Consider the following 15,388-nt stretch of genomic DNA (forward strand, 5'->3'; position numbering starts at 1 on the left):
TTACAATTAAATTTTTGCATATAACTGATCCTTTTTCCATAATAAAAGCAGAAAATGTACATTCTATATTGGTATTAGCTGTTATTGGCTTAGTGACAGGGTTGCTGCTCTAGACCGCAAAGTAGGGTTTTCATCCTCTATTCAATAGATTACACTCATAATAGTGATTATTCTAATGTTAGGGGAAGGATATTTATGAAACGAAATTGGAATGAAGATGAGCTTCTAGAACATTTTGTAGTACTACCCATTGAAAGAAAGCTGATTGGTAATAAAACAGGGGCAAGTCGTTTAGGATTTGCAGTATTATTAAAGTACTTTCAACAAGAGGCTAGATTTCCTTCTAAAAAACAAGATATTCCCAAAGTGGTAGTTGAATTTATAGCACAGCAATTAGGGTTATCTTCAGCGCTCTTTGAGGAATATCGTTGGGGGCGCAGATGAAAGAAACTTTACTTATCACCGAAAACAAATTCGAGAGTTCTTTGGTTTTCGAGAACTTACAGCAAAAGATAACGAACTTTTGACAGAATGGTTACACGGACAAGTTCAGTTTACTCATGATATCGACTACTTAAAAAATCAGTCATATAGCATATTTCGTAAATGGAAAGTCGAACCTCCTTCAAATAGAAGTCTAAAGCGATTGATTGATTCTTCCATTGATACTTTTGAAAAAAATTTGTATAAATCGACTTATCAACAGCTATCTCCTAGGACTTGTTCAAGATTAGATGCGTTACTGGAATCTTTTGCTGATGAGGTAACAGCAGAAGGTTTTGAAGAAGAGTTTCATAAGGAAAAGGAATCAGATATTTTAACTTTTCGGCAACTTTTATCTTCTCCTAGCAAGCCAAGTGTAAACACTATGGAAATAGAAGTTGAAAAATTGTTAGCTATTCGGCACCTACACATTCCTCCAAGATTATTTCATCATTTGACTCCGAAATTAGTAAAGAAATATCGACTTCGTGCAGTTACAGAAACCGTAACGGAATTGCGTGCACACCCTGCACCCATTCGCTATACCCTTCTTGCCATTTTATTTTCGCATCGTCATGAGGAAGTCATTGATTATTTAGCTGATTTATTGGATGAAATTACGCTTAAATTCGGAAATAAGGCAAAAAATACAACCCGAAAAGAAGCAGTAGAAGAATTAGAAAGAGTCCAAGGAAAAAATAGACATATTGTTAATTTATTAAAAGCAACCGTAGATCACCCAGAAGGGGTCATTCAAGATACTTTGTTCCCTATTGTTAGCTCTGATATGATTAGAGATATTATTAAGGACATGACAAAAAATAACCGGGAATACAAAGAAAAAATCTATACAAAAATGCATTCTTCTTACCAAGGGCATTATCGGAAGTCTCTTTCAAAAATATTAAACAACCTTTCTTTTCGCTCAAATAATCAATTTCATCAGCCGATTATTAAGGCTATCCAACTCATACGAGAGTATGGAGAAAGTGGGCAACGTTATTTTTCTGCTGGAGATGAAGTTCCCATTGAAGGTGTAATTCAGTCGAAATGGAAAGACGTTATTGTCGAGACAGACAGCAAAGGTATAGAGAGAGTGAATCGAATCAATTATGAAATTGCAGTGATCCAGTCGCTTCGTACTCGACTTCGTTGTAAAGAAATTTGGATTGAGGGCGCTGATCGATATCGAAACCCGGATGAAGATCTACCTCAAGATTTTGAAGAACACAAGGAAGAATATTTTCAAGCACTGAAAGCACCACTTGATGTAGAGCCTTTTATCGAAGATATAATACAGTTGATGAAAGATAAGCTTCAATTACTAAATCAAGGGTTAGAGGTTCAAAGTAACGAAAAAGTCGCAATTACTACTAGAAATAACAGAGGATGGATTCGAGTCACTCCACTTGAAAAGCAACCAGAACCCCCATATGTGACTAGGATAAAACAGGAGATTAAAAACCGTTGGTCCAACATCAACTTATTAGATTTACTAAAAGAAACAGATTTTCACACGGAGTTTACCAAGCACTTTAAGACTACAGCCGATCGCGAGATTTTAGAACGAGAAACCATCCAGAGACGGCTTCTTTTAAGTTTATTTGGATTGGGAACGAATACAGGTTTGAAAACTGTATCTACCGGAAACCACCTAGATAGTTATAGGGAACTTCGGTATATACGTCAAAAATTTATTCATAAGGATCATTTGCGAAAAGCCAACGCCGAGGTTACAAATCATATCATCTACAATCGAATGAAAGAGGTATGGGGAGAAGCTACCACTGCATGTGCTTCCGATTCAAAACATTTTGGCTCTTGGGATCAGAACTTGCTTTCAGAATGGCATCCTCGTTATAAGAAGCATGGAGTCATTATCTATTGGCATACAGATCGAAAGTCAGCTTGTATCTATTCTCAGCTTAAGTCCTGCCTTTCTTCGGAGGTAGCAGCAATGATGGAAGGGGTTCTTCGTCACTGTACGGACATGGAGGTTGACAGAAATTATGTCGATACACACGGACAAAGTGTCGTTGCTTTTGCTTTTTGTCATCTACTTGGTTTTAAACTGATGCCACGTTTTAAAAATATCGGGTCTCAAAAGCTATATCGTCCAGAAGCCGGCATGAATGAGGAATATCCTCACCTGCAACTGGCTTTAAGTAGACCGATTAACTGGGATCTTATTCGGCAACAGTATGAACAAATCATTAAGTTTGCAACTGGTTTGCGGTTGGGTACTGCTTCTGCAGAATCCATATTAAAGCGATTTACAAGGGATACGAAACATCCAACCTATCAGGCTTTATGTGAATTAGGAAAAGCGATCAAAACGATCTTTTTATGTGATTATTTACACTATGAAGAGATTCGAAGGGAGATTCATGAAGGATTAAATACAGTGGAACAATGGAACTCGGTGAATACTTATATTTTCTATGGAAAAAACAGTGAAATTCGTTCCAATTCGATAGAAGATCAAGAGGTGTCCGCCTTATCACTTCAATTGCTGCAAAATTGTTTAGTCTATATGAATACCTTAATGGTACAAGAAGTGCTTTATGACAACAACCAATATTGGTTGAAGAAAATGACTCCAGAAGATTTTAGGGGATTAACACCTTTATTTTATCATCATGTCAATCCATACGGAACTTTTGAACTAAATATGGATCAGCGAATACCTATTAAGTTGAAAGTATCATAGCTTTCATTATTTAATTAGTGACAAAAAACCAGCTAATATCTTGATAAAATATTAGCTGGTTTTTGCAATAAAGAAGTACCGCCAACATTCAAACAGGAAATTAATTTAGTATTTTGCAATACTCTTTTTTCAGTATGAACTATTTTTATATGTTAGAAAAAAGTTTTATCCTATTTATTCTTTATTTCCATATTAATTTCTTTAAGCAGGTCATTTTTGTTTTTTCCCGAAATCTTATCGACTTTACTCATATCAATTGTTTCAGTTTTAAAATGAACAACATTTTTTGACTTGATTACTTTTTTTACTTCTGTATTTTCTGTATTTGTTTTAAGCTCAACTTTACCTTTAGAATCAATTTCTACTTGGAAAGGAACTGATGCAGGACCGTAAGCCTCTTTGGTTTGTAATTTCTTTAAAAATAAAACATATTCTTTATTTATATCAGGTTTGTTATAATTTGGAAGATTTAATTCGGCTTCTACATGTTCTCCATCTTCATTGCTTTCTAGCATAACTGTATGTGGGATTGCTACATCAATTGTTTTTCCAGTTGCACCAAATAATTCCTTATCTACAATAAAAGTATAGACTTCACTATGATAATTTTCTCCCATTTCCCAATTCTCTACAAATTTCTCGTAGTGGCCAGTAACAATATAATCAGATTTTGCAACAAGACCTTTAACATCACCATTTACGTCATAATCAGCGGTATATTCAAACTCATAAGTAAATGGATTTGAGGATTGAACCTTCTTTCCTGTTATAGACTCTGCCTTTAAAAGGAAGAAAAGGGTAGCTCCAAGTGCAAGAAATAAAGTTAAAAATAGTATTAATTTATTTGTTGATTTTTTTACCATGTTAAAACTCCTCCTTAAAATGGATATTTAGCATTAATTCCGTTTTTATCATCTAGTTGCGGAGTATAGGTTTGTGTTCTGTCTCTTGATGAGTTCATAACCGCAAGAACTGGAGGATATTCATGGCTAAGGCCAAGACCATGTCCTAATTCATGTACTGCTGTACTTCTACGTACAGTAGAGTTACTAACTATTGTTGGATTTCCAATATTAATCGTAGCGTTAAAATAATTTCCACTAAGTGCAAAACAAGTCCCATAAAGAGTTGGATCATCTACATTTTGAGTACCAACAAAATTTGGAGCACTTGATGAGGTAATAACATACTTAAGTTTAGATTGTGCACTATTCCAATCAGAGACGGCAGTATCAAATGAAGCTCTATATGCTGTATTAGAGGTTCCGTAGTTTAAATATATAGTATATGTTTGTCCGGCTGTTTTAGGCCAATATCTATTATTGAAAGTGTAAGCATTGCTTGATGTTGCTGATATAAAAATAAGCATTATTACTGATAGGACTGAAAATATAAATTTCGTACTCATGTCATATTCTCCTTTAATATGTATTTTTATTCTTTATACAATCTAATAGTAAATGAAAACCGATCACCCCTTTCCTTTTATATAATAACAAGAAAAAATAGTATATTTTGGCGTAATTTGTTATAAATAATTTATTTTTGTAATAATTTAGGTGAATAATAGATAAAAGAATACTAATTGTTAAATTAAGAATCTTGAAAAATTAATTTTAAGATTCTTAATTTAAAAGTCTATAATTTAAACCAAGATCTAGGTTTTCAGGGAATAAAGTTCAATACAATATCGAAAAGTTGCATAATACGGAAAAAATATAGTGAAACAATTTCCCCATCTGGTCAAGGTGGATAAACCAATGTTCCAATAGTGCGTTCATAGCAGCACTCTCAAAGGTAAACAATATCAAAACATTCCCATAAACGGACATTTATGAAACTATTAATCACTTAATCAAAAAACAGCCTTTTTGTGCATATTTATAGCACCAAAACTCATTCCTAAAAACAAAGTAATATTTTTGATAGTCAACACCGTTTTTGGTGCTAAAATAGAGGTATAAACAATTTGAAACGGGTGGTAAATGGTGATTTTTGGTTATGCAAGGGTAAGTACAGAGGAACAGAACTTAGATATGCAGATTGATGCACTGGAGAAATTTGGGGCAGAAAGAATTTATAAAGAAAAATTAACAGGAACTAGAAGAGATCGACCTCAATTAGATGAGCTGCTAAAAGTCTTACGTATCGGTGATAAAATAGTTGTCTATAAACTTGACCGTATTTCACGATCGACAAAGCATCTCATTGAACTTAGCGAACTTTTCAATGACGTAGGAGTAGACTTTATATCCATTAACGACAGTATTGATACCTCAACAGCCATGGGAAAGTTTTTCTTTCGTACAATAGCAAGTATTGCAGAATTAGAGCGTGACATTATCAGTGAAAGAACAAAGTCAGGACTTCAAGCTGCAAGAGCTCGGGGAAGGAAGGGCGGTAGACCTACTAAAAAAGAAGATAAAGTAGAAATGGCCGTCAAAATGTATAAGAGCAAAGATTACACCATTAGGGAAATTACAGAGGCAACTGGAATCAGCAAAACTACGTTGTATAGGTATTTGGACAAGTCGTACAAGGGTTGCTAAGCGAGTTATAAAATACATTTTCTGTAAAACATCTGACAAATTAGAGCAGCAACCTTGTGACTAAGCCCAATAGAAGAAAGTTTGAAGAAATAAAAAAAATAGGGGTGCATTATATTATTTCTTCAAATTTACTTTGCGGTCTACAGCAAGAACCCTGTCACTAAGCCTTATTGGTACAATGATTAGTTTTGTGTGGCAAAGGAAAAGCATCTCCTTAAATAGGTACATGTATCTTTCTTGGAGATACCTACTTATTATCGGTTGTCTGAATTTGAGCATAGGCAATAATTAATATTCCTATCGTTTTTCAATAAATCAAAAACAGCAGCTACCCCCGGTACGGTTACCAGTTGTAGCTGCTGTTTATTAGATGGTAGCCATCTTCTTTTTTATTTCTACTTGCTTAATCCGGTTATCTTCAATTTGTTGGACGGTAAAGTGGAGATGATGGTATTCGAGTGTTTCTCCTTCTTCAGGAAAGCGCCCGAGTTCTGTCAGAAGAAATCCTGAAAGAATGTCTTCATCCTCAGGGATTTTTGTTTTGAATACTTTGTTTAAGCGGTGCAAAGATATTTTTCCGTTACAAATCACATGTGAATCGGTTAGCTCATGGATTAGGACTTCTTCATGCTCATCTGTTTCATCCTTGATTTCCTGGCCGATCATCGCTTCAATGATATCTTCATTCGTTATGATTCCCTTCGTTCCCCCATATTCATCAAGAACGACTGCTAGATGCTTTCTTTCCTTCAGCATCTTTTTAAAGACTCTTTCAATCGAGTGAAATTCAAAGATAAACAGCGGTTCATTGTCCATAAAGTCTTCAATCGTTTGATTAGCAGCCTTCGCCCATAGCAATAGCTGCTTGGAATGAAAGACCCCGACAATGTTATCCATATTTTCCTTATAAACGGGATACCTTGAGAAACGGTTGTTTAAGACGATTTCACTTGCTTCCTCAAAGGTAGCCTCTACTGGAATCCCTTCTATTTCTACGCGGGGAGTCTTCAATACATCACGTACATCTAGATCATAAAAGTCCATCGCACCTTTAATTCGTTTTGATTCTTCATTTTGAAAGGTTCCCTCACTTGATGCAATATCCACCATCGTAATCAATTCTTCTCTAGAAAAAGATACTTCCGTCTTTTCTCCCTTAGAAATCATCTTAATCACGCCACGTGTAAACGTGGACAATAGAAATGTTAACGGTTTTAAGATGATCATTAAAATTCGGATAACCGGAAACACAATGTATGCAATTTTATCAGCAAACGTTGCAGCGATCGATTTTGGTAGCACCTCTGCAAAAATAATTAAGACGACGGTTAAAATCCCAGTAGCTAGCCCAACATTAAAACCATATTCAATAGCCATGATCGTGACTAATGTTGGCAGCATAATATTTGCGATATTGTTCCCGATAAGAATGGCTGTAATCAATTCATCGGGTGTTGCTACGAGCTTTAATAACTTCTCAGATTTCTTATCGTTTTCTGCTTTTGTTTTAAGCTTCATTTTATTAACAGCCGTTAGAGCTGTTTCACTTCCCGATAAGAAAAATGACATCAGTAGAAAAAAGAAAATCGCAATCAGCACGGTGAAAAATTCCTCCATTAATAATAAAAAGTAGGTAAAACTAGGCTTACAAATTTATTATAACTTTAATTCCGTAATATGCACGAATAAATGTGATACTATCCCGCTATTTTGATTTTTGAGATAGATCTTTTTTTGGATTTCACAACGTATAAAAAAGAGCCAACTTCTCTCACATGGAAATTGACTACTTCTTCCTATTACCTCGATTGCTTAGGTGGCTGACACACATCGCATTTACGCTGGTGATTATCTTTAAATTTCTTAAATGTCTTTTCGAAATTACTACCACATGAGCATTTTAATAAGAGCTTTTGTGAAAAACCTTGATATTCCGTTGTTAGCAATGTACTTTCTGAGTTTTTCTCGACAAAGTCTTTAATTTTTTCAATTGTCCAGCGTTTATTCATTTCATATGACCTCCAATTTTGATCTCTAGGCGGAGGCTTTCATTGGCATCCGTTCAAATATGAGCATACGTCATAGTTATCCTAAATTGATATTATAACACGAACTGGTCCTATATACCGAATCAGATTAAGATTCTTTTCTATAAAAGTTTCTTTCACAAACAATCAAAGGTACCGAATATTTTCTCGACAACGTGATCCGCTGTCACATCTGTCAGTGGGATTCGTCTGCTCGTGACTCGCTTGACCCCCCAGTAATATCGATCACTTTCTCCTTGATCTTTAGGCGTGCTAATGAATGAATCACCGGCTTGTTGAATATCCATCAGATCACCATTTCGTAAAGGAAAATAAAATCTCCAATGATTGGTTGGTGAACAGCCTTTCCCCCACTCATCCATGCGGTCATACTCGAATTTAGAGAGATGAATACATGGCAGGCTCTCCATTGCTTCTTTATATAAGTCCTGATCATACAGTTCGATCTCCATGACATAAATAGGTCCATCACGCCATTCATTTTCGAGTTCGATATCGTTTTTACGTTGAAATAGGACGATGAAATTTTTGATGAACCAGCCAGAAGGGTCGTTATCTGATTTGTATCTTAAAAACTTATCAATCACATTTACATAATTGCTTTGCTCGGGTGCAATTGTTTTACAGTAATCCATGAGCTTTTGAATATTTTCGTATGTTTGAAACACGACGTGAAATGCATTCCGAATATTAACATCTGAACTCATAAAAGTCTCCCTCATTTACGGCTAGATTAGTAGTAAAGCAAAGTTCCATTCGATTTTGTAGATGAAAGGAATAATGCCCTTTTTCATTGATTGGATTTGGAATCTCGATTGTAAAGTCTCTAAAGTCTTCAAATCCTTTCCTCTTAAGAAGAGCGATGATGTCTTGAACAATCAATTGGTGAAAAGCATCTTGTAAATCCAAATTCATCAATTGATGGAGGAAATCTTGCCAGGAAATATAAGCGAGCTTGACGTCTCTTTCAAGGATGTTCCGCTGAATGATATGGGTATAAACCGCCTTACACGATATTCGATCAGCGATAAATAGAAGCAGCTTTTCTTTATGTTTGCTCCTTTTCGATAGAATGCGTGATTCCCTTGCTAATTGATTTCATACTCTGGATATATATATCGGTACTAGAAGGATTAGACACTTCATCATCAGAAGAAAGACCGCTCATAAACTTAACCTCAATGCCTAGCAAATGATGAGGGAAATCAATCAACGCATCGATTTCTCCTTCTGCATCATAGGGCCAAAATTGAAGGTGATTTGCCCAATACTCGTTATCAATGTTGGAAATGTCTTCACCTACAGAGCGGGGATACACCCCGTTAGCAAGAACCTTCCCAAGTCCTATTGAAAAAGGGATATATCGTAAGGCGCCAATTACATTTCCTGTTAAATGATCTTCAAGCCTCTCCGATAGATTTGACCCCATCCGGCTAATCTTTCCGTGAATATCTGCTTGCATCTGTTTCCCCCATCTTTATTTGCTTTTTGACCGCCTTTTCCCACCATTTCCATGGAATAAGTTTTTTAAAGAACAGCGTAAGTCCTATGCCTTTTCCTACTGGATAACGAAATGTAGTTCCTTTTTTTCCAGTAGCAATGTCTGTTACCAATGTTGCCACTTCTATTGGATCGCCATAATTCGCTGATGATTTCTCTATGACCTTCTTTATCTGATTCATCATATCATTGTAAGGTGATGAATCATAATCGGCTTCAGCCGGAATGTATGTACCAGTTGTCCAAATGTTGGTATGATAAGAACCTGGTTCCACAATAAAGACATCGATATGAAAAGGAGCTAATTCTAGACGTAAGCTCTCACTCCATCCTTCCAAAGCATGCTTAGATGCAGAGTAGGCAGATAACCCAGGAAATCCTACAAGTCCACTAATGCTACTCATGTTAATAATTTTCCCTGACGTTTGCTGTCTCATTTTCGGTAGTACCAATTGGGTTACGGCGATCGCTCCGAATACATTTGTTTCAAATTGGGTCCGATAGGCATGTAAGGGTACTTCCTCAGAAAATCCGCCTACTGCCATTCCTGCATTATTCACTAACACATCAATCCGTTCCAATGAATCAACCACCTGATGAAAATGCTGTAAGGACTCTTGAGAAGTGACATCGAGCTTTTTAATGATCACTTGGTCACTCACCTGTTGTAATTCGAGCTCTTGTTTCATTCTCACTTCATTTCCACCCGTTCGATAAGTAGACACCACCTTAAATCCAGCCTTTGCTAGCTTAATAGTTGTAAGCAAACCAAATCCACTAGACCCACCTGTCACAATTGCTGTTTTCACTTTTAACCACCTCCTATGATCACTTTTATGAGTTTAAACTACTTACATGCATGACTTATTAACCTTGTTTGGAAAGTCAAGAACACTAGTTATTCATTTTTTCATCTGATACCCTGCTAATAGTAAAGTACGCATCACATAAAATGTCATAATAACCCCATCCACCACCTTCTGCATTCTTATTCAGCAATCACTACTTGATTAAGTTGGAAAGAATTCCATTGGTTCTGAACAGTGTTTGTAGCCATTTTTCTTATAATAATTGATACTCTCATCGCTTGGTCATATGATGATCATTTCATAGTTATTTTCCCTAGCCCACAGATTTATATTTTTAAGTAACTTACTGCCGATACCTTTGTTTCTATACTCTTCAATGGTATACATATTTGTCTTGTATGCGAATGGGTGGGTTATGGTTCCAGGACCTGGTGCTTTTTGGATGAGTTCCATGTAGATATGCGAAACAATTCTCTCCCTCTCCTCTGCTATCCAAATAAACCACTGATCACCAGCTATTGCATTCTCCAAAAAATCGCTGCATTCTTTTTCAAATTCCAAGTAGGATGAATGTTCAATTTTCTTACTTTCGTCATATTCTAGTGTAAAATCCCATCTCATTTTAATTAAATGCTTGATATCCTTCGTTTCAGCAAGCCTTATATTCATTTAAATCCCCATTTTCTCTAGTTTTGTAAAAATAGTCTATGGCAAAGACATTCCATCACATCAAGTCTATGATTCTAGGTTTTCATACCACAACAACGCACGTTTTTCCATTTCGCTAACAAATGCTTTTTTGGCTTTGCTGTAATACGCCGTATCGTCATATTGGTCAGCCAATTGCTCTTTCAAACTTGTATATCGAGACACTTCGTTTGGATGAACTCGTAAATAATCGCGAAAAACAAGATGGCGTTTGATTTCAGGATGATCATACCGATACACATGAATATGATGGGTTCTATTCTCCCCACCTTTGCGAAATAGACGTCTTCCCTCGATCCCCCATTCTCCGGCAACATCATAACCAAGGACATGCAGTTGATCATTAAATTGATCAATTTCCCTAATATCTTTTACAAGACACATCATATCAATTACCGGTTTAGCCTTCATGCCTGGAACAGACGTGCTTCCAAAGTGTTCAAATGAAAGGATAGCGTCCCCAAAGATTCCCTTTAACACTTGAGCCTCCTCATCGAACATTTGAACCCACACATCACAATACTCCGTCAAACGGATTTTCAACTGAAATCCCTCCCAAAACTGATTACTTAATTCGGAATTTGATCTAATGATCAATCGATTCCATATGTTATTCTTTAAAGTCAGTGATATCTCCTTCGATAAAAATAGCACTTGTTTCCAAAGAAAAAAGGAATAGCCTTCTGATTGAAGACTACTCCTGATTTTATTATTTCATTAACCTACGAATTATCTTTAAGCCATTTTTAGCATTTGGGTATTTAAAGCTAAAGTCAAATTGGTTCGTTTGCTTTAACACACTTTTATAATGAGAAAATGTCATAAAGCTGGATTCCCCATGGTAGCTGCCAATGCCACTTTCGCCAACTCCACCAAATGGCAAGAATGGCGTTGCGATGTGCATCAATGTGTCATTTACACACCCACCACCAAAGCTAACAGAATTTAGCACGTTTTCTTCGACTTCTTTTGTTTTCGTAAATAAATAGAGAGCTAACGGCTTTGGTCGATCCACGACAAACTGTATGACCTCATCTATTGAATCAAACTCCATTACTGGAAAAATGGGCCCAAAGATTTCTTCCTTCATGACATCCACATCAGTATGATGGGGGATTAAAAGGGTAGGTTCTATCTTGTGATTCTCTCCATCTACCTTTCCTCCAAATACCACTTCTCCATCAGCTAAATAGGTTGATAACCTGGAAAAATGACGTTCATTCACAATTTTTCCGTATTGCTCATTTTGCAGAGGATTGTCACTGTAAAACTCTTTGATCACTTTTGTTAATTCAGTTAGAAATTGTTCCCGAACCGCTTTGTGTACAAAGAGATAATCAGGTGCGATACACGTTTGTCCCGCATTCGTAAATTTCCCAAAAGCAATCCGTTTAGCTGCAAGCTCTAGGTCAGCTGTTTCATCGACAATACAAGGACTTTTACCACCAAGCTCTAATGTTACAGGAATCAGTCGTTTAGAAGCAGCCTGCATAATGATTTTTCCGACTGGAACACTTCCTGTAAAGAAAATATAGTCAAATGGCTGGTCCAAAAGGTACTCAGTCGTCTGAACTCCACCTTCTACCACCTCTACAAAATCAGGGGGATAGATTTCTTTCATGAGCTTGGCAATCAAGCGAGACGTAACGGGAGTTAATTCAGATGGCTTTAATATCGCTGTATTACCGGCCGCGATTGCACCAATTAATGGAGCCAGCTGTAATTGAAATGGATAATTCCACGGGGCAATAATAAGGGTAACTCCATAAGGCTCTGGCACTTGATACCCTTTTGAACCAAAATGGGTTAAAGCCGTTTTCACTTTTTGCGGTTTCATCCATTTCGTTAATCGTTTCAACGTGAAGCGGATTTCCTCTAACAAGATACCGATCTCTGTCGTATATGCTTCTGTTTCAGATTTATTCAAATCAGCTTTTAAAGCAGAAATAATTTCGTTCTCATTCTTTTTAATCGCATCATATAATTTAGTTAGAGCATCAACTCGAAAGGCATATGGCTTTGTATGTCCTCCTCTAAAAAATGCCTTTTGAAGCTCCACTCGCTCCGCTACATATTCATTCGTCTTTTCTTCTATTCCATCAACAGGTTTCATCATGCTACCCCCTTTTAAACGTTTAAACATTTAAACTTATTGATTTCATTTTATGATACGAGAGAAATTCCGTCAAGAAAATAGATGAATGAAAAATGCTCCTTTATTGCTAGGAGCATTTATTACTGAAGTGTAAGACAGATTCAGTTGAAAAAGATAGATATAAATAATTCGTGAACTACTTCTCAATCAATCGCATTAAACTCACCCAAAGAAAATCTTCTCCAAAGGTTTGGGCATCGAAGCTAGTCCTATTCATTTTTCTAAATTCCAGTATATCGAAAACGTTATGAAAGATCTCCTTGAGCCTTTCCTCGTTATATCCAATTCCCCCATTTAGACTTCTGTTTTTGTAGATTTCCCAATCAGGTGTATAATCGGCACCATCCTCATTAAAGCAAACAAGCCCAAAGTAACCGTCTTTTTGTAATGCTTTTTTTAGAAATGCGATATAAGTTAGACGCCTATGAGGTGGTAAGTGATGAAACAAGCCACAATCATAGATAAAATCATATGATTGTGGTTCAAATACGAAATCAAACATGGATTGACAGTGAAATTGAATGTGAACATTTTGCTCGTATGCTCTTTCTTTAGCCCAATTAATTGCATTTTCTGATATATCTAATGCGTCTACTTGACAGCCATGTTTAGCCATATAGATCGCATTTCTTCCTGGCCCACAGCCTAGCTCTAGTACCTTCTTCGGAGAAAAGTCGTTCTCGAAGTAAGCTACTAGATTTTCATCTGGATTCATATTTTTGAAAAAAGGTACCTCTTTGGTTCTGTCCAGATAGAAATCGTCCCAAAATTCTTTAGGATCCCTCAATAAATCATCTAGCATTTGCAGTAAGTCATCGTAATTTAGAATTCTTTTGTCCATCCCCAATCCCCCTAAAAATGAATAGCTACTAATAGTTTACAAAATTGCGAAAAAGGAATGGTTACAGTGGGATTACGATTAAATTACTTCGTCAATGTTCAATTCCTAGAAGCGTTACTATCTCAGCATATAACCACCTTGCTTTGACCAGAGATTACGATTAATCGATTTTGTATACTAAACCATTACCCACCTACTTTATCGAACTACTGTACATCCTAAATGGGGTCCGGATGAGCGTGATTATCCAGAATTCTTAAATTCTGTCATAGTTGTCACTATTTTGTAATAGTAGACTGCTTAGAGACAACTACGTACTTTGGCTCTGTTATTTTATCTACTCTCTTTAGAACTATGTTCTTTCGTCTATTAAATCTCCCCAATTAATAAGACGATTTGAATTATGATGATTCCAAATATAGATATAAAAAAGTTCACTAGTGTCGCATTAAAATAATTCAACATGAATAATTAATTTTAATTTTCAGTTAATAAACTTTTCCATAAAAATAGCCTTTATAATGGTTTGGTGGTAGTAACCTACCCAAATCTAAAATAAAGGACAATATTTTAGCTCCTTGATAATATTAGCTTGATAGACTCTCGATAACACCTATCAAAAATACATGTTAAAGAGGACAAAAATATGATCTATGGATATGCCCGTGTAAGTACACAAGACCAAAACCTTGATACTCAAATTGACCAACTCACAAAATTTGGAGTAGACGAAATTGTAAAGGAAAAAATCTGTGGTATTTCTAAACAGAAGCAACAATTGGAAGAACTCCTTTCCTAGATTACTACAGGTGATACCTTAGTAGTGACTAGAATGGATCGTCTTGGTCGAAACACTGTACAGTTGCTCCAGTTAGTTGAACAACTTAGTGGCTTAGTGACAGGGTTCCTGCTGTAGACCGCAAAGTAATATTGGAGAATTAATAAAACGCGCCCTATTATTTTATTTCTTCAAGTTTTCTTCTATTGATTGCTCTATATAAAGAACCTTGAGATATTCCAGTTGCTGAGACTATCTCCTTTATGGAATATTCTTCACTATCATACATCCGTAACGCAACAGCAAGCTTTTCTTTATCCAACTTGGGTCTACCTAATGTTTTCCCACGTCTTTTACTTGCTTCAAGTCCTTCCTTTACCCTTTCAGCAATAAGGTTCCTCTCTAATTCAGCAATGACACACATCATTTGAAACATGGCTTTACCTGTAGAGGATCTTGTATCCATATTTTCTTTTAAAGAAATGAATTGCACCCCCATCTCTTCTAACTGTTGAATAATGTTGATGATATCCAATGTTTTACGTCCTAAACGGGAAATGCTCTCCACTACAACTGTATCGCCTTTATGGATAACATCAAAAAGTTGATGAAGTCCCTTTCGATCTTTAACTGTACCAGTAAATTTCTCCTTAACTATTTTTTCACAACCATATTCATGAAGCATACCAATTTGCCGATCTAAATTTTGGTCAAGAGTAGACACACGAGCATAACCGATTATCATTTGTAACCTCCAATAAACTTGTATATTTTTATTTTACTAGAGGTGCAATTATTGTAAAGGTA

General features: G+C 36.0%; 16 protein-coding genes and 1 pseudogene. 4 read left to right on the plus strand and 13 right to left on the minus strand.

The features are described from left to right. Window positions 1-195: 195 nt before the first annotated feature. Window positions 196-444: a DUF4158 domain-containing protein gene (locus LS684_RS24290; RefSeq protein ID WP_432418765.1), complete on the plus strand. Its 249-nt coding sequence runs from the start codon at window positions 196-198 to the stop codon at window positions 442-444. After that, the gene (locus LS684_RS10685; RefSeq protein ID WP_432418766.1) at window positions 416-3,193 is read left to right on the plus strand and encodes a Tn3 family transposase; all 2,778 of its coding nucleotides are present in this window, start codon (window positions 416-418) and stop codon (window positions 3,191-3,193) included. The genes LS684_RS24290 and LS684_RS10685 overlap by 29 nt, the downstream gene beginning before the upstream one ends. A 170-nt stretch (window positions 3,194-3,363) precedes the next feature. Here the strand turns inward: LS684_RS10685 and LS684_RS10690 are convergent, their stop codons facing one another. Together LS684_RS10690 and LS684_RS10695 are read right to left on the minus strand one after the other, a co-directional pair. Further along, window positions 3,364-4,056, minus strand: a complete 693-nt coding sequence (locus LS684_RS10690) for a hypothetical protein (RefSeq protein ID WP_233805897.1) — start codon at window positions 4,054-4,056, stop codon at window positions 3,364-3,366. 14 nt (window positions 4,057-4,070) lie between these two features. Further along, window positions 4,071-4,601 carry a matrixin family metalloprotease gene (locus LS684_RS10695; protein ID WP_233805899.1) on the minus strand — a complete coding sequence of 177 codons (531 nt, stop codon included), beginning with the start codon at window positions 4,599-4,601 and terminating at the stop codon, window positions 4,071-4,073. A 580-nt stretch (window positions 4,602-5,181) separates the two neighbouring features. Here LS684_RS10695 and LS684_RS10700 point away from each other — a divergent pair. Further along, window positions 5,182-5,742 (plus strand): recombinase family protein, encoded by a 561-nt coding sequence (locus tag LS684_RS10700; RefSeq protein WP_233811614.1) that lies wholly within the window; start codon window positions 5,182-5,184, stop codon window positions 5,740-5,742. Window positions 5,743-6,108: 366 nt separating this feature from the next. On the opposite strand, the gene LS684_RS10705 is transcribed toward LS684_RS10700, so the two are convergent. From LS684_RS10705 to LS684_RS10750, 10 genes are all read right to left on the minus strand, one after another. Then, window positions 6,109-7,341: a CNNM domain-containing protein gene (locus tag LS684_RS10705; protein WP_233805902.1), complete on the minus strand. Its 1,233-nt coding sequence runs from the start codon at window positions 7,339-7,341 to the stop codon at window positions 6,109-6,111. Window positions 7,342-7,541: 200 nt separating this feature from the next. Continuing rightward, on the minus strand, window positions 7,542-7,751 hold the full coding sequence (locus LS684_RS10710) for a hypothetical protein (protein WP_233805904.1): 210 nt from the start codon (window positions 7,749-7,751) through the stop codon (window positions 7,542-7,544). 155 nt (window positions 7,752-7,906) lie between these two features. Beyond that, window positions 7,907-8,497: a hypothetical protein gene (locus LS684_RS10715; protein ID WP_233805906.1), complete on the minus strand. Its 591-nt coding sequence runs from the start codon at window positions 8,495-8,497 to the stop codon at window positions 7,907-7,909. Further along, entirely contained in the window at window positions 8,481-8,705 is a 225-nt protein-coding gene (locus LS684_RS10720; protein ID WP_233805908.1) for a hypothetical protein, read from the minus strand. The genes LS684_RS10715 and LS684_RS10720 overlap by 17 nt, the downstream gene beginning before the upstream one ends. A 133-nt stretch (window positions 8,706-8,838) precedes the next feature. Then, entirely contained in the window at window positions 8,839-9,252 is a 414-nt protein-coding gene (locus LS684_RS10725) for a hypothetical protein (protein WP_233805909.1), read from the minus strand. Next, window positions 9,224-10,099, minus strand: coding sequence for an SDR family oxidoreductase (locus tag LS684_RS10730; RefSeq protein WP_233805910.1), 876 nt, complete (start codon window positions 10,097-10,099; stop codon window positions 9,224-9,226). Before LS684_RS10730 ends, LS684_RS10725 begins: the two co-directional genes overlap by 29 nt. A gap of 282 nt (window positions 10,100-10,381) precedes the next feature. After that, the gene (locus LS684_RS10735) at window positions 10,382-10,768 is read right to left on the minus strand and encodes a GNAT family N-acetyltransferase (protein WP_233805911.1); all 387 of its coding nucleotides are present in this window, start codon (window positions 10,766-10,768) and stop codon (window positions 10,382-10,384) included. A gap of 66 nt (window positions 10,769-10,834) precedes the next feature. Continuing rightward, on the minus strand, window positions 10,835-11,350 hold the full coding sequence (locus tag LS684_RS10740) for a GrpB family protein (protein WP_233805912.1): 516 nt from the start codon (window positions 11,348-11,350) through the stop codon (window positions 10,835-10,837). 166 nt (window positions 11,351-11,516) lie between these two features. Next, window positions 11,517-12,920: an aldehyde dehydrogenase gene (locus LS684_RS10745; RefSeq protein WP_432418823.1), complete on the minus strand. Its 1,404-nt coding sequence runs from the start codon at window positions 12,918-12,920 to the stop codon at window positions 11,517-11,519. Window positions 12,921-13,098: 178 nt separating this feature from the next. Further along, the gene (locus LS684_RS10750; protein ID WP_233805914.1) at window positions 13,099-13,803 is read right to left on the minus strand and encodes a class I SAM-dependent methyltransferase; all 705 of its coding nucleotides are present in this window, start codon (window positions 13,801-13,803) and stop codon (window positions 13,099-13,101) included. A 646-nt stretch (window positions 13,804-14,449) separates the two neighbouring features. Between LS684_RS10750 and LS684_RS10755 the strand changes: the two are divergent. Beyond that, window positions 14,450-14,689: pseudogene (locus tag LS684_RS10755) on the plus strand (recombinase family protein); the annotation flags it as partial. Window positions 14,690-14,759: 70 nt separating this feature from the next. Here LS684_RS10755 and LS684_RS10760 read toward each other — a convergent pair. Next, the gene (locus tag LS684_RS10760; protein ID WP_233805916.1) at window positions 14,760-15,326 is read right to left on the minus strand and encodes a recombinase family protein; all 567 of its coding nucleotides are present in this window, start codon (window positions 15,324-15,326) and stop codon (window positions 14,760-14,762) included. Window positions 15,327-15,388: the final 62 nt, after the last annotated feature.

Source organism: Cytobacillus spongiae (assembly GCF_021390075.1).